Annotated in this window: 19 protein-coding genes and 1 riboswitch; of the genes, 3 read left to right on the plus strand and 16 right to left on the minus strand. The window is 47.3% G+C overall.

What is annotated here, in order from left to right; all coding sequences use genetic code 11:
- Positions 1 to 55: 55 nt before the first annotated feature.
- The gene (locus Q4Q52_RS18670; RefSeq protein ID WP_006079767.1) at positions 56 to 223 is read right to left on the minus strand and encodes a YqaE/Pmp3 family membrane protein; all 168 of its coding nucleotides are present in this window, start codon (positions 221 to 223) and stop codon (positions 56 to 58) included.
- Between the two features lie 263 nt (positions 224 to 486).
- Between Q4Q52_RS18670 and Q4Q52_RS18675 the strand changes: the two genes are divergently transcribed.
- On the plus strand, positions 487 to 1,656 hold the full coding sequence (locus tag Q4Q52_RS18675; RefSeq protein WP_311991324.1) for a GGDEF domain-containing protein: 1,170 nt from the start codon (positions 487 to 489) through the stop codon (positions 1,654 to 1,656).
- 48 nt (positions 1,657 to 1,704) lie between these two features.
- Here Q4Q52_RS18675 and Q4Q52_RS18680 read toward each other — a convergent pair whose 3' ends face one another.
- From Q4Q52_RS18680 to moaA, 11 genes are all read right to left on the minus strand, one after another.
- A complete protein-coding gene (locus Q4Q52_RS18680) occupies positions 1,705 to 2,397 on the minus strand; it encodes a TIGR01621 family pseudouridine synthase (protein WP_311906664.1) in 693 nt (230 codons plus the stop codon).
- A gap of 33 nt (positions 2,398 to 2,430) precedes the next feature.
- The gene (locus Q4Q52_RS18685; RefSeq protein WP_006079764.1) at positions 2,431 to 3,687 is read right to left on the minus strand and encodes a HAMP domain-containing histidine kinase; all 1,257 of its coding nucleotides are present in this window, start codon (positions 3,685 to 3,687) and stop codon (positions 2,431 to 2,433) included.
- Between the two features lie 49 nt (positions 3,688 to 3,736).
- Positions 3,737 to 4,414, minus strand: a complete 678-nt coding sequence (locus tag Q4Q52_RS18690) for a response regulator transcription factor (RefSeq protein WP_006079763.1) — start codon at positions 4,412 to 4,414, stop codon at positions 3,737 to 3,739.
- Positions 4,415 to 4,474: 60 nt separating this feature from the next.
- Complete coding sequence (locus tag Q4Q52_RS18695) at positions 4,475 to 4,996, minus strand: hypothetical protein (RefSeq protein ID WP_311991325.1); 522 nt, start codon at positions 4,994 to 4,996, stop codon at positions 4,475 to 4,477.
- A 293-nt stretch (positions 4,997 to 5,289) separates the two neighbouring features.
- Positions 5,290 to 6,402 (minus strand): ABC transporter ATP-binding protein, encoded by a 1,113-nt coding sequence (locus tag Q4Q52_RS18700; RefSeq protein WP_311991326.1) that lies wholly within the window; start codon positions 6,400 to 6,402, stop codon positions 5,290 to 5,292.
- Positions 6,383 to 7,063, minus strand: a complete 681-nt coding sequence (modB, locus tag Q4Q52_RS18705; RefSeq protein WP_300481702.1) for a molybdate ABC transporter permease subunit — start codon at positions 7,061 to 7,063, stop codon at positions 6,383 to 6,385. The genes Q4Q52_RS18700 and modB overlap by 20 nt, the downstream gene beginning before the upstream one ends.
- 8 nt (positions 7,064 to 7,071) lie before the next feature.
- Positions 7,072 to 7,872, minus strand: coding sequence for a molybdate ABC transporter substrate-binding protein (gene modA, locus Q4Q52_RS18710; protein ID WP_311991327.1), 801 nt, complete (start codon positions 7,870 to 7,872; stop codon positions 7,072 to 7,074).
- A 77-nt stretch (positions 7,873 to 7,949) separates the two neighbouring features.
- Positions 7,950 to 8,417, minus strand: a complete 468-nt coding sequence (gene moaE / locus Q4Q52_RS18715; protein ID WP_259506250.1) for a molybdopterin synthase catalytic subunit MoaE — start codon at positions 8,415 to 8,417, stop codon at positions 7,950 to 7,952.
- A gap of 1 nt (position 8,418) precedes the next feature.
- Positions 8,419 to 8,670 carry a molybdopterin synthase sulfur carrier subunit gene (moaD, locus tag Q4Q52_RS18720; RefSeq protein WP_006079756.1) on the minus strand — a complete coding sequence of 84 codons (252 nt, stop codon included), beginning with the start codon at positions 8,668 to 8,670 and terminating at the stop codon, positions 8,419 to 8,421.
- 116 nt (positions 8,671 to 8,786) lie between these two features.
- On the minus strand, positions 8,787 to 9,263 hold the full coding sequence (moaC, locus tag Q4Q52_RS18725; RefSeq protein ID WP_006079755.1) for a cyclic pyranopterin monophosphate synthase MoaC: 477 nt from the start codon (positions 9,261 to 9,263) through the stop codon (positions 8,787 to 8,789).
- Positions 9,264 to 9,359: 96 nt separating this feature from the next.
- Positions 9,360 to 10,340, minus strand: a complete 981-nt coding sequence (moaA, locus tag Q4Q52_RS18730) for a GTP 3',8-cyclase MoaA (RefSeq protein WP_037392248.1) — start codon at positions 10,338 to 10,340, stop codon at positions 9,360 to 9,362.
- Positions 10,328 to 10,461, minus strand: a riboswitch (molybdenum cofactor riboswitch). Its footprint overlaps the gene before it by 13 nt.
- A gap of 247 nt (positions 10,462 to 10,708) precedes the next feature.
- Here moaA and Q4Q52_RS18735 point away from each other — a divergent pair.
- Together Q4Q52_RS18735 and Q4Q52_RS18740 are read left to right on the plus strand one after the other, a co-directional pair.
- The gene (locus Q4Q52_RS18735) at positions 10,709 to 12,358 is read left to right on the plus strand and encodes an electron transfer flavoprotein-ubiquinone oxidoreductase (protein WP_311991328.1); all 1,650 of its coding nucleotides are present in this window, start codon (positions 10,709 to 10,711) and stop codon (positions 12,356 to 12,358) included.
- Between the two features lie 348 nt (positions 12,359 to 12,706).
- Positions 12,707 to 14,623, plus strand: a complete 1,917-nt coding sequence (locus tag Q4Q52_RS18740; RefSeq protein WP_261271728.1) for a methyl-accepting chemotaxis protein — start codon at positions 12,707 to 12,709, stop codon at positions 14,621 to 14,623.
- A gap of 75 nt (positions 14,624 to 14,698) precedes the next feature.
- On the opposite strand, the gene Q4Q52_RS18745 is transcribed toward Q4Q52_RS18740, so the two are convergent.
- The 4 genes from Q4Q52_RS18745 to Q4Q52_RS18760 all read right to left on the minus strand — a co-directional run bounded on the left by Q4Q52_RS18745 (position 14,699) and on the right by Q4Q52_RS18760 (position 18,553).
- Complete coding sequence (locus Q4Q52_RS18745; protein ID WP_006079751.1) at positions 14,699 to 15,055, minus strand: DUF4870 domain-containing protein; 357 nt, start codon at positions 15,053 to 15,055, stop codon at positions 14,699 to 14,701.
- 37 nt (positions 15,056 to 15,092) lie between these two features.
- Positions 15,093 to 15,788, minus strand: a complete 696-nt coding sequence (locus tag Q4Q52_RS18750) for an MOSC domain-containing protein (RefSeq protein ID WP_311900631.1) — start codon at positions 15,786 to 15,788, stop codon at positions 15,093 to 15,095.
- A 135-nt stretch (positions 15,789 to 15,923) separates the two neighbouring features.
- Positions 15,924 to 17,384, minus strand: coding sequence for a sensor domain-containing diguanylate cyclase (locus Q4Q52_RS18755; protein ID WP_311900632.1), 1,461 nt, complete (start codon positions 17,382 to 17,384; stop codon positions 15,924 to 15,926).
- A gap of 317 nt (positions 17,385 to 17,701) precedes the next feature.
- Positions 17,702 to 18,553, minus strand: coding sequence for a PfkB family carbohydrate kinase (locus Q4Q52_RS18760; protein ID WP_311991329.1), 852 nt, complete (start codon positions 18,551 to 18,553; stop codon positions 17,702 to 17,704).
- Between the last annotated feature and the right edge of the window lie 91 nt (positions 18,554 to 18,644).

The raw sequence follows: 18,644 nt of genomic DNA on the forward strand, positions 1-18,644 counted from the left end.
AAGCATAAAAAAAGCGCAATTAAATTGCGCTTTTTATTGTGTGGAAGAAAGCAAATTATGCCTTGGTCACGACCCAGAGTGCATGTAATAAACCGGGGAACCAGAACAGTAAACACAACACTATGTTTATCAGCAGATCTTTACCCGCTCCTGCCTTCAAAAATACGGCAACAGGAGGCAATAGAATCGCAATAATGACTAAGAGTAATTTATTTGTATCCATAACAGGGCATCCTTAAAACGGAGATTGTAGGCGAATCAACAGGGTCTAACTTCGCAGGAAGACTCAGAATTTGCAAACATTTTAGCTTACAAGACAGCAAATAACCCAAGTTATTCTCTAAATAAAGGCACTTAATATCGCCATGAATTCAAAAGAGGATACAGCCCACCTCCTGCCGATAAATACAGATTAAGATATCCTATAAACTTCAACCGAAAATGCCTAAAAGCATCTATAGTTAAAGAAAAATATGAAGTAAAAGAATGATATTTGATCCCCAAGCCCTATTACTCATCAAATTTATTTGCCTACTGGCCAGCACCGCAGCCGTGGCATGGGGACTCATTGCTAAACCCTTACAGATTGCCACTCAGGCCAGTATGCGATTTTCTCTGGCGAACTTGTTCGTCCTCCTTGGCATCATACTCAACAGCCAACGCTCAGAAGCCTCAAGTTACCTTTTTTGGTTCTGCTCCGATATGGCGATTTTGTTTGGATTTATCCTATTACGCTGGGGTACTAAGGCACTTTTCAGGCTGAGTCCCAGCGTTAAATCCGATCTTATTCTCTTGGCAATCACGGCCAGTGTGATGATCTCGGTTCCCCCCAACTTCAGCTCCGAACGCACCTTAGCCGTTGCTTTCTCCGCCTGCGCCGCGCTGATTTTTACCATGCTAACGCGGGATAACTATCAGGCCATTAAACGCGATACGGGGAATCGAGTCGCCATCGCTATGGTCATGCCTTTAGTCGCTATGGTGGGTATTTTTACCATTCGGATCTTTATTGCCCTGCTTTCCCCAGAAGAAAGTCCGATGTTTATCGCCATGCACACGCACGAAGCGATACCTGTGCTGTGGTTTTATGTATTTCTAACCCTATTGATCAATATCGTGATGATAGGTAATGCCATGACACGACTCGTCAGCAAAATCCGTATGTTAGCGGAACGGGATCAACTCACAGGCCTGTGGAATCGGCGGGCTATGCATAAGTTTCTCAACAATATCCATCAACGCTGGCTAAGGGATAGTGTGCCTTACAGTATGATTTTATTGGATCTTGACCATTTTAAAGAGATTAACGATCAATACGGTCACGATGCGGGTGATCTCGCCCTGCTGACGGCGGCGAGACTGTTTGGATCGGTATTACGAGAAAATGATGCCCTATGTCGTCACGGTGGTGAGGAGTTTCTGGTGATTTTGCCCGCGACCGATGCACCCGCCGCCAGAGCCGTTGCCGAGAAATTGCATCAAGTACTTAAGGACAATTCATTTATCTGGCAAGGTGTTACGATAAAAATCCATGCCAGTTTAGGTTACGCCACTATCTATCAAGGATGCCAGCCCGACAAGCTACTCATTCAAGCGGACCAAGCCATGTACCGCGCCAAATCCGAAGGCCGAGACCGTATTTGCCAAGCTTGCTAGGCTTTCGCAAAATCTTGCTAGCCTTACGCAAAAATAACGCGACTAGTATTAATCCCCTTTCGCCGGCCAAGCCAAAGTGTCGGGTTCACGCCATTCAACCAGCGCCTCAATCACACCTTCAGCGGCAAAATGTTCACCTTGAGTCGGCACATCCCTATACGCGTAATCACGCCAGCCAGTCGCTTCATCGCCATAGCGAAAATGCAGACAGTAGGCATGCAGATAACAACGATCCGCCGCCATGCCACCGTATAAATCATCGCCTAAAATCGGCACACCTAAGCTTGCTAAGGCGACTCTTAATTGATGGGTTTTACCCGAATGGGGTTTCAGTAAATATAAACGTAATCCCTCGCTGACACTTAATGAAAAAAACTGCGTAATCGCTGGATTCTCTTTAGTGCGCAGCAGTTTAAACATGCTACGCCGCGACTTTGCCATGTCACCAATCACCCAGCCTTGCTTCTTCTTCGGCTTGCCTTTAGCGAGGGCGAGATAATATTTCTGCACTTTATGGGCGGTAAATAGCTCAGTAAATTGCTTAGCGGCGACGGCGCTCTTGGCCAGAATCAACAGACCGGACGTGGGTGTGTCTAATCTATGCACGGCAAAAAGCTTAATCCCTAAATCTTGCTCAGCCTGCGCCACCACGCCCGCTGTTCCGTCCTGACTGTGGAAATGCACTTTGGCTGATTTGGAGATAACAAGGAAGTCAGCCTCATCGGCTATGATTCGATACATGGAGTTCTCGACGCTGTAATGCGGATCATCGACTTAAAACTTAATAGTGACCACTAAGCCGGGATGATTATCCGTGAGATTAATTTTGGCATTGTGCCGTGAGAGAATCGCTTTGACCATAGATAATCCTAAACCTGTACCCTGTAAATGCCGACTAGGGTCGAGGCGCACTAAGCGTTCGAACACTCTTTCTTTACTGTCGTCGGGAATACCGGGGCCATTATCGCGGATCTGAATTTGAGGGCCTGATTGGATAATTTCAATCCGCGCACCTTGGCCAGAATACTTCATCGCGTTATCGACGAGATTATATAAAGCTTGGAATAATAAGTATTTATCACCAAATACCTTATGGTCAGCCAACAGCGACAAACTCAAGGTTTGCTCATTGGATTCTGCCACGGCATCGGCCATGTCCAACAAATCGGTACACAGTTGCGCTAGGCTTAACTCCTGTAAATCGAGCGTCTGCTGACCTTCTTCGATACGCGTGAGTGACAACATGGCATCAAATGTCGCTAAACAATGGTCGAGCTCCTCGGTCAAAATCGCGCAACCTTCGCTAATCTCATCGCTGGGTTTACTCGCCAGCTCTTCGAGACCAATGCGGATATGTGACAGTGGAGTACGTAAATCATGGGCGATATTATCGGTCGCGCCGCGCACTGCCATCAGATTATTTTCGAGGATATCCAGCACATTATTAAACTGCAGCGCCAACATATCAAACTCATCCTGACGCCAACTCAAGGGCAAGCGGGTGTCATAGTGGCCGCGTTCAATCTGTTCACTCAAGCGGTTGTATTGCACTAATCGACGTAAAATCGCCTTAGAAAACAGATAGCCGAGCGCTAAGGTCAACACTATCGTAAGCATCACGGCAGTCGCCGCAGCGCTGATAAACTTATCGATTAACGTCGCTAAGTTATCGGTACGGGTCGCAATCAACACTGGGCCGTAGCGTGTCATCACCAGACCACCGGTAAGAATATGCAGCTTATCTGGGCCACCGGTTAAGATGGGGAAATCCCGCGTTTGCGGCAGCATGGGCATGCCTTCGGGCATAAAGCTCAAGGCACCGACCATATCGTAGCTATTACGCCAAGCAATCAGGGCGGTTTGTGGATCGGCGGCGCGGATTTGAGCGGCAAAACTACGGCGGTCAACTGTTAGGGCAAGTTGCTGATAACGCTGGGTCTCTGACTCTAAATATTGAGTCACTTGATACTGTTGCTCGATGATCAACTGTCGATAGAGGGCAAATAGCAGCGCCCCAATGATCACCGTCACTAAGGTCGAAAAGACGATTGTGATGCGCCAGGCGCTGCTTTGGTAAGGCTTAATGCCTTTGTCGTAAGCGATAACCCGCTCCCCTCACGGTTTCGATAAGCTCGCCATGGCCTAACTCTTCAAACTTACGGCGTAATTTTGCGATATGCACATCGATAACGTTCGTGCGTGGGTCGAAGTGATAATCCCACACTGCTTCGAACAACAAGGTGCGGCTAATCACTTGATTCGCATGTTCCATTAGATACTTAAGTAACTGGAACTCTTTCGGCTGCAGCATCAACTCTTGCCCGTCTAAGGTCACATTACGGGTCAGTAACTCCATCTTCAAGCCACCGACAACGAGATCTGTGGTGACAGGCACAGATTGGCCACGGTGCATGAGTTTTTCGGCGCGTACTAATAACTCAGAGAAGGCAAACGGCTTAGTCATATAGTCGTCGCCGCCCGCGCGCAAGCCTTTCACTCGCTCATCAACGTGCGCTAAGGCAGATAAAATCAGCACTGGGGTTTGATTGCCCGTTGCCCTTAAGGCGGCCAATAATTTCAAGCCATCGAGCTGGGGTAACATGCGGTCGAGGATCACGAGATCGTACTGACTACTTGTGGCGAGTGACAGTCCTTGGTGGCCATCGCTCGCCGTTTCGATATTGTGGCCCTGCTCAAGAAATCCTTTGACGATGTAATCAATCGTCGTCGCATCATCTTCAACTAAAAGTATTTTCATCTGTATGTTGCGCTCCTCAATCCTAAATACTCGTTTGAGCACTCGATTGACTTAGATGTTTCAATCCCACTTGAGTAAAGGTAACGGGCGTAAATTTTCGACATCAAAAGCCAATTTAAACTTACCCGTATCGTCTAGCAGCTTAAGCTCTAAATAACTGATACCTAAGTCGTGATCTAACTTTGCCTCGGTTAAGAAGGCTTTATGATCTTTAGTGGCCTTAGCGATTAAGCCTGAAAAGGTTTGATCTTTTGCCGCAATCAAACGTGTCGCCTCAACCTCACCGAGATCATCCGAGCTCACTTTGCTCGCCTTTTGTTTCAGCAACTTACCATCACGGGCACGATATTCAAACCGCGTTATAGAATTGGCCAAGGGATTAATCAACTCAAATTGGTAGACTAATTCACCCTCTTGCTCTTCCATATTAAATTCGGCAATCACGCCGGAGAACCCTTTTTCGATCTGCTGCATAACGCTCAGCGGCGGTACATAGTCTCCACCCGCAAACATCGAATACATGCTCTGAGCCGCAGTTGCGACGCCAGATACCAACATGAATCCTAGCAACCATAGTCTCATGGCTCCTCCATATAAATCAGCTAAGTTTGTATCTTATGAGACAATCAGTTAGAAGTCGATGGGACCAATTGTCCCTGGGCACGATTCCAAGCTAATCCCCCATAATCTACCACTGGATACAGCACCACATTGCATTAGCCTTCACTCAGGTTGGGTCATAAATGGATCAAAAAACCTTTGAACATCACCTAAGTTATTAGCTTTTAAGCCAAACACTCAATCATCTTGTGGCTAATCTGTTAAGTCTACCTAATACCAGCTGAAACACCGATGGAAACAAGATTAAGCTTTGATCATCTGGGGGATTCCAAAATATGAATTTGTTCGGATTTGAGTGCCACTGTGGTTTGCATTCCTTTCGTGAGTGCAAGCTTTTGGGCAAAATGCAGCGAGACTTCGGTGTTAAGTTGTAACTGAGTACCTGTGACATAGCAGATAAGCCGGACCGATTCCCCCATCACCAACATAGCGTCGATAGTGACATCTAACTTATTAAAACTGCGGCATAAACGTCCGTTAGATATCGAGTTAAAGCGAATGCCTTGGTTGGGGATCACCCAACGCACTTTGCTGCCAACGGTGCGGTCTTTGCCATAGTCGCAGGCAATTAACTGTTCGCCAAACTTAAGCCAAGTGAGGTCTTTTGTGCTGTCTTGAAACACCACTTCACCGTCGAAAATATTCCTTAGCCCCATCTGCCGCGCCACCGCTTCATTGCGGGGCCGCGACAACACTTCAAAAGGTGCGCCCTGCTGTAGCATCTTCCCTTGGCTGATCAAAATCATCGAATCAGCCAGCAACAAAGCTTCATTTAAGTCGTGAGTAACCATAATTACTGGGCAGAGTAACTGCTCTTTGAGGCGCGCCAGTTCGAGATATAAACGCTCGCGGGTTTCCCGATCAACTGCCGAGAAAGGCTCATCGAGTAATAACACTGAAGGTTCGCGGGCAAGTGCACGGGCAAGCGCAACACGCTGACGCTGACCGCCAGATAAATGCGCCGGCAATCTATCAGGTAAACCTTGTAGGTTGACTCGCTCAAGCCAATCTTTAGCGCGCACAATACGCTCAGATTTGGGGATATGATCAAGCCCAGCGACTACATTCTCTAAGGCAGTGAGATTCGGAAATAAGCCAAAATGCTGCGGCATATAACCGATATGGCGTTGCTGCGGGCTTAAGGCGATGCGCGCTTTATCATCAAACCAAGGCTGATCGCCAAAATAAATTTGGCCCGCATCGGGGTGATTTAACCCTGCGATCATCCGTAGCAAGGTCGTTTTGCCACCGCCAGATGGCCCTACCACAGCAAGCACTTCACCCGCCTTGCAGCGAAAATCAGCATTGAGTTTAATGTGTTTGTGGTTTTGGATCTGACACTGCAGATCAGCGATGATTTGCGCCACGCTGACCTCCTAAACGCCGTGATAAACTGGTGGTGAGTGCTAACGCAGTCACGGCAAACAGCAATAAGACTAATGACATAGTGCCAGCGGCATTAAAATCAAAGGCTTGCACGCTATCGTAGATAGAAATCGAAATTGTTTTAGTCTCACCAGCGATATTGCCGCCCATCATCAGCACGACACCAAACTCGCCGAGCACATGGGAGAAACACAACACCAGCGCGGTTAGCACACCCGGCCACACCATAGGTAATTCAATCTTAAGCAGAATTTTAAGTCGACTCATGCCGCAACACGCCGCGGCGTCGCGGACATCATTCGGTATAGCTTCAAAGGCCCGCTGGATAGGCTGCACCGCAAAGGGAATATTCACTAACACAGAAGCGATAACCAGACCTGAAAAATGAAACACCAGTTGCTGGCCCGTCAGTTGTTCTATCCATTGCCCGAGCCAACTCTGACTACCCAGCCCCACCAGCAAGTAATAACCAATCACAGTCGGTGGTAACACTAAGGGCACCATAATCAATGCCTCGACCCAAGATTTACCAACAAATTGGCGGTATGCCAAAGCTCTCCCCGCGAGTATTGCAAGGGGGATAAGCACCAAGACTGTAATGCTACTGAGTTTGACCGATAACCAAAGCGCCTGCCAATCCATTGAAATCCTTAATTTACTGGCAAACCAAAACCGTATTGAGTAAATACGGCACGGGCAGCATCTGACTGTAAATATTGGTAGAAACGCTCTGCGGTTGGACTCGCCTTAGGCATTAACGCCATACGTTGATTCAGCGGACCGTGGAGATCTGAGGGCAGAGCTAAATAATGACCTAGGGCTTGAAACTGCGGCGCAATTGCCAGTGATAAAGGAATAATCCCGCCTTGAGTCGAGCCGCTGATCGCAAACTGTGCCGCTTGGGAGGCGTTTTCACCTAAAATCAGCTTAGTTTGTAGCTCATCCCATAAACCGAGTTCTTTCAATAACTCACGGGCACGTTCGCCGTAGGGCGCATGGTCAGGATTGGCAATCGCAAAACGTTCTAATTGGCCCGCAGCCAGTAATGCTTTTAGGCCATTGAGTTCGATATCTAGTGCGAGCGGTGAATTTTTAGGGGCGACTAAGGCTAAACGGCCAACGGCATACTGCACACCCTCACCTTGGGTAAAACCGACTTTGTTCAGCTCGGTAATATAACGCTCATCGGCGCTCAGCAGCATTTCAAACGGCGCACCATGTTGAATTTGCGCGACAAAATTCCCCGATGAACCATAGGAAACCCGTACTTTGAGACCAGTTTCTGCGGTGAAATTTTTAACAATGCCATCTAAGGCAAACTTGATATTAGCCGCCGCGGCGATGGCAGGAATCGGCGCATTATCCGCTGCGCGACTGGTCGATGGTACGACGGCTAAGCAAAACAGTAATGCAAAACCTAGGGAGTGGAAGAAACGGGTCAAACTCTGCATTGGGTCACCTCAGTGCCGTGTTCGCGTTTATCTTGAGCTAGCAAGCTGCGTTGCCACTGCGCGTATTTTTGCTGCAACTAGTCTTTGTGTTGCCACAATTTGGCAGCTTGTTCATCGGCATCTTTCGCCTCAACCCAGCTTTTACCTTGCTCACCCGCTTCTAATTTCCAGAATGGCGCCTTGGTTTTTAAAAAGTCGATTAAGAATTCACAGGCAGCGAAGGCGGCTTTGCGATGGGCGCTGGTTACCCCGATAAACACAATTTGCTCACCTAAGGCCATAGTGCCCACGCGGTGAATCACAGTGACCTTGTTCAGTGGCCAGCGACTGCGCGCCTCGACAACGATTTGTTCTAGCACGGCTTCTGTCATGCCCGGATAGTGCTCTAAGGTTAAGTCAGTCACCGCGGCGCCATCATTAAAATCACGCACTTTACCGACGAAAGTGACTACGGCACCATCGCTATCATCTTGAGCTAACTGCCGATATTCGTCGGCCACACTAAAATCGACTTCTTGCACTCGAACTGCGGGTAATAAGCGCATATTAACCTCCGGTAACGGGTGGGAAAAAGGCGACTTCATCACCATCGTTTACAGGCGTATCCCATTGACTGATGGTCTGATTTACCGCTACCAGCAATTTGTCTGAGGTTAATACTTTGGCCCATTTATCATCGGTGGCGGCCAGCGTCGCACGTAACGCTTCGGCGGTTTGTGTCTGCTCGCTCGCCTCTAGGCTTAATTTAGCAGTGCCCAATAATTCTCGAACTTGAGCAAAAAACAACACGTTAATCATAATCTTCTCTCGTTTTTGATCCGCTTAACTGACTCACCAATAGCGCGTCAGACTTAAGCTTGGACAGCTTCGCTCACTTGCTAATCTGCCGAGTGGCTAAAGCCTATTCTGTCAGGCTAAACCTTAAAATGTCCCGACTTGCCGCCGCGTTTTTCTAGCAAACGAACTTGGGAGATCACCATATCTTTTTGCACGGCTTTGCACATATCGTAGATAGTTAATGCTGCCACTGAGGCCGCAGTTAAGGCTTCCATCTCTACGCCTGTTTTGCCGGACAATTTGCACAGGCTAGTGATACGCACGCGGTTATGTTCGGGCTGCGCCTCTAAATCGACTTCAACCTTAGTCAACATCAGTGGATGGCATAAAGGGATAAGATCTGAGGTTTTTTTCGCGGCTTGAATGCCCGCAATACGTGCAGTGGCAAACACATCACCCTTGTGGTGGCTGCCGCTCATGATCATCTCAAGTGTCGTGCTCGCCATCTCGATAAACGCTTCGGCACGAGCTTCGCGCTCGGTAACGGCTTTTTCGGTGACATCGACCATATGGGCGTTGCCATCGGCATTAATATGGGTAAATACATTGCTCATTGGAGCGATCCTTTCGTTTGAGGACAAAACAAAGTGCAAGGGAAATTGGGCTTATACTCGCGCTAAAGCGGCGGCGGTGAAGAACCTAAATACGGGCTAGCCACCAATAGAAGCGAGATGCTGAGTGACACCAGTAATGCCTTGATGCAAGTAATGGGTGGCTTTCTTCTGGGCTAGTTGACCGTGCAAACGCTCAATTAATTCCGCTTGTTGGCTAGAATGCTGCAGCAGATCACGCAAATCGACACCGGATTCGGTGAAGAGGCACAAGTGCAACTTACCCTTCGCCGATACGCGCAAGCGATTACAGCTGGCACAGAAGTTAGTCGCATAGGGCATGATCAAACCAATACGACCTTGATAATCACTGCGGCTAAAGTTTTGCGCTGGACCATCATCGGCGCTCGGCGTATCTAATTGCCAACCATCCGCCAGTAACTGCGCTTTAATGTCAGCGCCCGCTAAATGATGTGCTTCAAAATACTCACGGCCTAAACCCGTTTCCATTAACTCGATGAAACGTAAATCGATTGGCGTGTTTTTAATCCAATGCAAAAAGCGCGGTAAATCTTTATCGTTTAAGCCTTTAAGCAGGACGGCATTGATTTTTACGCGCTCAAAACCCGCCGACAAGGCAGCATCGATCCCCCGCATCACTTCGTCGAATTTATTCTCGCCGGTGATTTGGTAAAACATTTTGGGATCTAAACTATCCACAGACACATTGATACGGCGCAAGCCCGCATCGAACCATTCTTTGGCATGCTTTTCGAGTCTATAGCCATTAGTGGTTGTCGCTATGGTGTGAATGCGCGGGTTATCGGCGACGACACGGATGATGTCGGTAAAGTCTTTACGCAGGGTGGGTTCGCCGCCTGTTATGCGGATTTTTTGGGTGCCGACCTGGCTAAATGCAGAGACTAAGTTTTCTATCTCATTGAGAGATAAAAATTTTGGCTTGCCGTCAGGATGATAACCGTCGGGGAGGCAATAACTGCATTTGAAGTTACAAACGTCAGTGACTGACATCCGCAAATAGTGAAATTTTCGACCAAAGCTGTCTTGTAATTGAGACATGATCACCTTTCCAAGTGTGGGAGGTGAGAGCATTTCTTATCCCACCCCGGTGGCATTATTACCACGGCTACACCTCCATATCTTTCGACTTAGGTAGGCAAGCTCGGAGAACCGTCACCGGTGATTATAGGCCGAAAGTACTCACTAGCTATACCCCTAAACAGGTATTTATTAACCTAGATCACGCTAGCGTGAATAATCTGTGACAGTCCTCACCTAAAGATTTGTACTGAATTAGACTAAACAGCCGCTTAATCCACTGTGACCTTATCTTATTTTCAGGTAAGGTGGTACAAGCAATAAAACGCCCGTTTACAAACTACAACACTCGATAAAAATCGGGGAAACGTGAAGGAAGAGGTGAACTGATGGAACGCGAATCAATGGAATTCGATGTTGTTATCGTCGGCGCAGGTCCAGCAGGCTTGGCCACCGCGTGTCGATTAATGCAAATATCACAGGATTCAGGTAAAGAAATTACCGTCTGTGTGGTCGAAAAAGGCTCAGAAGTGGGCGCGCATATTCTGTCAGGCGCAGTGTTCGAGCCAAAAGTGCTAGACGAACTGTTCAGCGACTGGCGTGAAAAAGACGCCCCAGTGAAAACCGCTGTCACCCACGACGAAATCTACCTGCTCAGCTCCGCCACCGACGGCCGAGTGATGCCTAATGCCTTTGTGCCAAAAACCATGCACAACGACGGCAATTTTATTATCAGTGTCGGTAATCTATCCCGCTGGCTTGCCAATCGCGCCGAAGAACTGGGTGTCGAAATATTCCCCGGCTTTGCCGCCAGTGAATTGCTATTTAACGTCGATAACAGCGTTAAAGGTATTTTGATTGGCGATATGGGAGTAGGCGCCGATGGTGAGCCTAAAGACAGCTTTATGCCCGGCATGGAACTGCACGCTAAATATACTGTTTTCTCCGAGGGTTGCCGCGGCCACTTAGGCAAGCAACTGATCGAAAAATACCATTTAGATAATGGTAAAACACCCCAGCATTACGGCTTAGGTTTCAAAGAAATTTGGAAAGTCCCCGCCGAGCAACACGAGCAAGGCAAAGTGGTGCACACAGGTGGCTGGCCATTAACTGAGGGCGCATCGGGCGGCGGCTTCCTTTATCACATGGAAGACAACCAGATTGCTGTCGGCCTCATTATCGATTTGAACTACAAGAATCCGCATCTGAGTCCATTTGACGAATTCCAGCGCTATAAAACTCATCCTGTGATTGCAAAGTATTTAACCGGTGGCGAACGCCTCAGTTACGGCGCCCGTGCGATTACTAAAGGCGGCTTGAACTCGCTTCCTAAGATGAGCTTCCCCGGCGGCCTGATCATAGGCTGTAACGCTGGGACTCTGAATTTCGCGAAAATCAAAGGCACTCACACTGCGATGAAGAGCGGTATCGTTGCGGCAGAAACCTTAGGCAAAGCCATGATGGCGGGTGTTGAAGGCGGTAAAGATCTCGACTGTTACCAGACTCATATCGAAGAAAGTTGGCTGCATGAAGAACTGCATAAATCGCGCAACTTTGGCCCAGCGATGCATAAATTTGGCACCTATTTAGGCGGCGCATTTAATTACATAGATCAAAACTGGTTTGGTGGAAAGTTCCCGATCACGCTACGTGATGAATACCCAGACTATGCACAAATGGCCTCAGTGAGCGCTTACAGCAAGATTGATTACCCAAAACCCGATGGCAAGCTTAGCTTCGATAAACTGTCCTCAGTGTATCTGTCGAGCACTTATCATGAAGAAGACCAGCCTTGCCATTTACGTCTTAAAGACAGCAGCATTCCACTGGGCATCAACCTGACTCAGTTTAATGAGCCAGCACAACGTTACTGTCCAGCTGGTGTGTATGAAATTGTCGAAGAGGCGGGTCAGCCTAAATTTGTAATCAATGCGCAAAACTGCATTCACTGCAAAACCTGCGATATTAAAGATCCTAGCCAAAACATCACTTGGGTTACGCCGGAAGGCGGTGGTGGTCCTAACTATCCCAACATGTAATTAGTTGCCAACAAATGTTAATAACGGCGCTCAATAGAGCGCCTTTTTTTCATCTTTGACACAAATATCTCACTTTTTTTGCTTGCCCTTAGCTACGACATTGGCCACAATTGCCACACATAAAAGCGTTCGTTTTCAATCACCATCTCATTTCCATCTATACTCTACATAATTAGATCTACTGCAAGACCAACGGGTTAAGCCAAATAAGTTTTTTATACGCTGTTTTATTCGGCATTCGGCCTAGACTAAGGTTAATTTTTCACATTCCTGTCCGATAATCTTTTACCGTACAAGAGTGCGTTGACCGATAACGCAAAACAGTCCAACACAGGCATATTGATATTTATGATATTTAATAACCTCACCATTAAGCAGAAAATTCTGCTAACAGTGACATTTGCAGTACTGCTGTCGACCATACTCGTCGGCGTATTAAGCCAACGTAGCGCTAAAAATGTCGTACAACAACGGATGTTAGGTTCGGAACTGCCGAGTTTGATGATGCAGATCCGCAATAAGATCGATCTCGACATCTCCACTTTAATGAATGCTGCAGAGCAATTGGCCAGCAGCCGCATGTTACTGCAATGGCTCGAAGATGGCAGACCGCAGGCCCAAGAAACCCAAGTGGTTGCTCAACTGAAAGACATCACGCGTCAATATAAGCTAGCGCAAGCCTCCTACGCCGACAGACAAACTGCCGCCTATTACACTCAGGATGGATTTTTGCGCGTGCTCACCCCCGCGCAGGATGGCTGGTTTTTTGGTTACCGCGACAGTGGCCAAGAACGTATGTTGAACGTATTCACTGAGGCCAACGGCGAAGTCAAACTCTTCATCAACTACCAACAACCCAATGGTCGTGGCTTAGTTGGGCTCGCTAAATCACTCGATGATATGGTGCGCTTACTAAGCTCGTTTAAGATTGAGGAAACGGGATTTGTTTACTTAGTTGATGCTAAAGGTGAAGTGAAACTCCACCCAGATACGGGTCAAATTGGTAAGAGCAACTTAGGTAACTTATATCAAGATGCAAACTCAAGCGCCTTACTCAACCGTGGCGATTTCAATCTTATCGAAACCAAGATCAATGGCGAAAACATGCTGGTTGCCAGTAGCTATATCGCATCTATGGATTGGTATTTAGTGGCACAAGTGCCAGAAGCCGAAGTGTTTGCGCTATTAACCGAAGCCGCTTATCAGATCTTAATCTGGACGCTGATTATTGCTGCGGGCTTTATCGTCCTCGCTATCGCTGTTGCGGGCTCTGTGAGCCGCCCCATAGCCCAAGTTGCCGCTATGTTCCGCGACATAGGCGAAGGTGAAGGTGACTTACGCCAACGCTTACCCGTCAATGGTGAAGATGAAATTGCGCAGCTCGCTAAAGGATTTAACAGCTTTATCAGCAAGATCCAAGATTCGGTCATCGAAGTGGCGCAAACCAGCGAACAGCTCGGTTTCTCCGCTAAGGATGTGTCGAATCAGGCACAGCAAACCTTAGAAGACAGCCACGAGCAGAAAGATCGCACTATGATGGTGGTAACAGCCATTAATGAAATGGGCGCGACGGTTAACGAAATTGCCAGTAATGCCGCCCAAGCTGCGGTTGCTGCAAGAGATGCTGATACTGAAGCCAGCAGCGGCCAAGTTGTGGTAACCCGTGCCCGCGATACCATTAACCAATTGTCGAAGGACGTTGGCCAAGTAGGTGAAGTGATTGAGTCCCTCGCGACTCACACTAAATCCATTGGTGGGATTTTAGATGTGATCCGCGCTATCTCTGAACAGACAAACTTGTTAGCCCTCAACGCGGCAATTGAAGCGGCACGTGCCGGTGAAGCTGGACGCGGTTTTGCTGTCGTCGCCGATGAAGTACGTAACTTAGCATCACGCACCGCAGCATCGACCAATGAAGTGCAAGGCATGATCGACAAGTTGCAATCGGAAGCCAGCCGCGCGGTTAATGCGATGGCCCAGAGTCGTACCCGCTCCCACGAGGGTGTTGTGGCCGTCGATGAAGCCAGCAAATCGTTGATTGGTATTAGCGATCGCATTGGTCTTATCAGCGACATGAACATCCAAGTTGCTGCGGCAACGGAAGAACAATCCACAGTTGTGGAGGACATCAACCGTAACGTCACAGAAATCAACGATATTACTCAGCGTACAGCCAATACTGCACAAGCGGCAGCACAGGCGAGTTTAGCCTTGAATCAACTGTCACACCGCTTAGATACCTTAGTGGCCAAGTTTAAGGTGTAAAACCTTAAACTTACACCATAAAAAACGCCTTAGATGGAAACATCTAAGGCGTTTTTCTTTAATTCAAAGAGGCGATTAATCCATAGCAATAAATTTAATCGTTAATGGATATTTATATACCTTACCCTCACTGGCCTTAATAATCGCCAGCACAGTGCACACCAAATCGAATATGCCGAGTATGGCTAAAAAGATAAAACCTATCCCGACCAAAGCGAGTACGCCGCTGATGATTACATAAATCAGCAGGCTCAATTTAAAGTTCAAACAACTGCGGCCACATTGATCGACAAATGCGGACTCTTCACGCTTCATTAGCCAGATAATCAAAGGACCAAGAATCGAGCCCAGCGGCACTAGGTATCCAACAAAGCTTGAGGCGTATACCAGTAAGCCAAAATCTTTATCACTTTTTGTAACGGGTTCAATCATAAGGTCATCCCTGTTTTATCATTATGAATATAAATACTTATTTACCGCTCGGCCCATATAAACGCATTTGCCAATCTTCTACTGTCTGTAATGCTAAACGGCGTTGTAGGCTATTAACCCAACTCAGCGCTAATCCCTCGCAGGAAGCTAAACGATCATAGGCACTGGCATTAAACGTTGGCGAGAAATAGAGTGACATGGCCTCAGCAACACTGATGTCCGTGCGGCGCTCAACCAACTCAATCTTATCGTTTAACTGAATAATCCCTGGGGTTAAGATTCTATAAAACCAACCACATAATTGGCTCTGCTGCATGGCGAGGGCAAATTCTTTGTGCCCAAATTGCAGATTCAACTTAAAGCAAGGTGAACGTGGCTGAGTAATCTGCACTGTTACGGCGCCAATTTGTAAGATATCACCAATATTAACTTGGGTTTCGTTCAGCCCAACGGTACTGATGTTCTCTCCCATACTGGGCGCATCTTCGAGTTGAGTGATTAAATCCCAACGACGATATTGGCCGTAATGCTCGCGGGGAAAATGATGTAACACGCGATCGAGTCCGCCATGGTGTTTAGGATCGGCCTGTGCGTCCCCGTCTACATGGCTAACATGTACTAGCAGTTGTTGAGCCGCTTGCTTGCCATCAATCCCAGTAGCAACACCGGACATGTCTTGAAGATGGGTTCCTAAGTACAATCCTGATAACTTATTGATCAACAACTTTGACATCTGCAACTCCCAATCCATAACCCATCTCGCATTACCGCCAGAGTGTAAACTGCGATACGCCAGTAACACAATCAACTCGCTCAATAACTCATAAAAGTAGGCGCAATCTTGCCGCCAGTAAGCACGAGGCTAAATCTATGAATGATTTAACACCACTTGATTTCGACCGGCTTCTTTAGCCTGATACAAGGCCAGATCGGCACGCTTGATCAGATCTTCCGCAGGCTCTTGCGCCTGATGCTCAGCAACGCCAATACTAACGGTAATAGAAATGTGTAAGCCATTCACTTTAATTTCCCGCTGAAAAATAAGCTCACGGATCTGTTCAGCCAGTTCTGCCGCTCGGGTTAAATCCATCCCCGGAAGTAAAATCAAGAACTCCTCACCGCCCCAACGACATAAGATATCCTGTTGCTGCAGCGCGCCACGCAGCATATTCGTCATGGTTTTTAATACTAAATCACCAATCCCATGCCCATAGCTGTCGTTCACTTTTTTAAAATGGTCGATGTCCAGCAAGAGTATTGAAATCGGCGATTGTGTCAGCTTAGCTTTATCTAATGCCTGCCTAAAGTACCCATCAAACACCTGACGGTTAGCGGCGCCAGTGAGCTTATCGGTAGACGCCATCACTTCTAATTTGCGTTGATAACGACCTAAGGTCATGTTAGAGATGAATAAAATCCCAAGAGTCACCATTAGGCTTAACGCCAAGTTGCCCCAAAAAGTATTCAGTAACTCGCGTTCCTGTGGCGCATCTTCCTGCTCAACAATCAAATACCACTTAAATTCGGGGACTAGACGGCTATTGAGATAAACGGTTTTGCCATTTCTCTGGTAGCTAAAAGCCGCACTTGGACTCGTTAAAATACGCGTCGATAAATTTTCAAGCCCTAAGCTGGTTTGCAGCGAATCTGCTCCATCATATTCATCGCCATGCAAGGTGACATTGCCCTGCCTATCGGTAAAGAACACTCGGCGGTTATAACGTTTTTGATAAAGTTCGATGAGGGACTTAACCTTTTCAACCGCCAAACCCACACCGGTAACGCCTATAAATTTGCCTTCAAAATCAAAAACTTTATAGTTCACGAAAACGGTTGTTTTACTGCGGTCCGCCGTATCGGCATCGATATTAACCTCATAATGCTCAGATTCGGGTAAAGATCGCACTCGAAAGTACCAAGCATCATCAGGCTCAACATCTTGGATTTGTTTTAAAATCCCCGTGGAGTGGTAATAATTTCGGCTCTTTTCTGACACAAAAAAACTGGTGACAGTATCGTATTTTTCTTGGATTTCCTTAAGGTAACGGATCAGCTTTTCTGGCTCTTGCTCGTGACTTAATGTCCAATCGCGAACAAAGGTATCCTGCGCCATCAAGGATGAAATAAAGATAGGTCGCAGCAGATCCTGCTGAATTTCAGAGTAAATATTGTCACTTGTGAGTGGTAGGGTATTACTCTCGATTTGTTGACTCAGTGAGTCATGGGCCACCTTGTAACTGATACCACTGGTCACTAAAAAGGCGACCAAAAGCAGAACAGAGAGCAACCAAATAAATTTATTCTTATCATTCCAAGCGTTATTGCCCATTCTCAACTCCAAAGACTACAGAACACCTTGAGTGGCTTATTATTTTAATGTCACGATAACTATTTTAGTTGAATAAATGTTAACGCAATTGCGCCATGGCCGCACAACATTTCAACCTGATGAATGTTCTGCGATGGAATAACTTTATTTTGAGCAAAAAAATGCCTCGTTGGGGAAACGAGGCAAAAAACATACTAACCAATAAATGGGAGAAAAGCACAAGAAAACGTTAAGGGACAAGAGCTATGCGCCACAAGACATACTCTAGCAAGGGCGTATGACAGAAAGATGACTCAAACGGCTCGCCCACAGATTTTTCATGCGATTTGCTTCGCCTCTAAATACTGTTTTAGTGCCTCACCAGGAATAGAACTATCGGTTGCCACTGCAAACGCCGCCCACACTGCGCCTTCTGCCATTGCCTCAGTAATCGACTGGCCTGTGCATAGACTATGAATAAGCCCTGCGGCATAGGCATCGCCAGCGCCTGTAGTATCAACTACAGTGGCAGGGATAGCCGCAACATGCTGCACTTGATCGTGCGTGTAAACCTTAGCCCCATTGATGCCATCGGTGACAATAAAATAACCTAATGAATTGCCAGCAATACTCACACCATACTCCCAGAATGCCGCTTCACACCTCCCCTGCATATCGCTCATAGAGGCCAGCAAAATATGACAAGGTCTCTGCCTATCATCCTTGGCTAATTGCGCGACCACAAGGCAATGCTCCAAGGCTGTCTTTGCCCAACTGACCGAACCCTCAGCGGAAGTATTAAAATATAGCGCGTCCCATGGCTGCCATTTCGGCGGCACTGATAACTCAAATATGGGTCTTTGTGGCCGAATAATCGTCCGTTCACCGTCTGGCGTCATCACGAGTAGCATTTCGCAAGTGTTGCCGGCTCGGCGCTGCACTAAACGGCAATCGAGTCCTTGAGTGCTGGCTTCTGCAATGAGCCAATCTCCCATGTCATCACGGCCAACTTGACTCACCAATGCGACGCTATGCCCTGCCCAAACTAAACCTAATCCGGTATTTGCCCCGCCACCACCGAGCCTTTGTCCACCATCTTGATAATGGAAACGCCCACCTGTTTTTAAAGGTTTATCAAGCAGTAAAATCCGATCACAGTTGAGATTGGCAACTAACAGAATATTCGCCATTACGCGGCTCCAAAGGGCAAAAAAGACTCAAGGCCAGAAGATGAAAACAAAGAAATATCAATCTAGAGCAAAATGCTCACTGGTACAATCC

Source organism: Shewanella sp. SP1S2-4, assembly GCF_031932075.1.
GTDB classification, from domain to species: Bacteria; Pseudomonadota; Gammaproteobacteria; order Enterobacterales; family Shewanellaceae; genus Shewanella; species Shewanella baltica.

Coding starts and splice junctions, on each gene's coding strand:
- moaE (WP_259506250.1), bottom strand. CDS start 8,417: ATGCGCTTATTACCCGCAGTTCGAGTGCAAGAAGTCGATTTTAGTGTG.
- moaD (WP_006079756.1), bottom strand. CDS start 8,670: ATGATTAACGTGTTGTTTTTTGCTCAAGTTCGAGAATTATTGGGCACT.
- Q4Q52_RS18755 (WP_311900632.1), bottom strand. CDS start 17,384: ATGGGCAATAACGCTTGGAATGATAAGAATAAATTTATTTGGTTGCTC.
- moaA (WP_037392248.1), bottom strand. CDS start 10,340: ATGTCTCAATTACAAGACAGCTTTGGTCGAAAATTTCACTATTTGCGG.
- Q4Q52_RS18675 (WP_311991324.1), top strand. CDS start 487: ATGATATTTGATCCCCAAGCCCTATTACTCATCAAATTTATTTGCCTA.
- modA (WP_311991327.1), bottom strand. CDS start 7,872: ATGCAGAGTTTGACCCGTTTCTTCCACTCCCTAGGTTTTGCATTACTG.
- Q4Q52_RS18740 (WP_261271728.1), top strand. CDS start 12,707: ATGATATTTAATAACCTCACCATTAAGCAGAAAATTCTGCTAACAGTG.
- Q4Q52_RS18690 (WP_006079763.1), bottom strand. CDS start 4,414: ATGAAAATACTTTTAGTTGAAGATGATGCGACGACGATTGATTACATC.
- modB (WP_300481702.1), bottom strand. CDS start 7,063: ATGGATTGGCAGGCGCTTTGGTTATCGGTCAAACTCAGTAGCATTACA.
- moaC (WP_006079755.1), bottom strand. CDS start 9,263: ATGAGCAATGTATTTACCCATATTAATGCCGATGGCAACGCCCATATG.
- Q4Q52_RS18750 (WP_311900631.1), bottom strand. CDS start 15,788: ATGTCAAAGTTGTTGATCAATAAGTTATCAGGATTGTACTTAGGAACC.
- Q4Q52_RS18735 (WP_311991328.1), top strand. CDS start 10,709: ATGGAACGCGAATCAATGGAATTCGATGTTGTTATCGTCGGCGCAGGT.
- Q4Q52_RS18680 (WP_311906664.1), bottom strand. CDS start 2,397: ATGTATCGAATCATAGCCGATGAGGCTGACTTCCTTGTTATCTCCAAA.
- Q4Q52_RS18745 (WP_006079751.1), bottom strand. CDS start 15,055: ATGATTGAACCCGTTACAAAAAGTGATAAAGATTTTGGCTTACTGGTA.
- Q4Q52_RS18695 (WP_311991325.1), bottom strand. CDS start 4,996: ATGAGACTATGGTTGCTAGGATTCATGTTGGTATCTGGCGTCGCAACT.
- Q4Q52_RS18670 (WP_006079767.1), bottom strand. CDS start 223: ATGGATACAAATAAATTACTCTTAGTCATTATTGCGATTCTATTGCCT.
- Q4Q52_RS18760 (WP_311991329.1), bottom strand. CDS start 18,553: ATGGCGAATATTCTGTTAGTTGCCAATCTCAACTGTGATCGGATTTTA.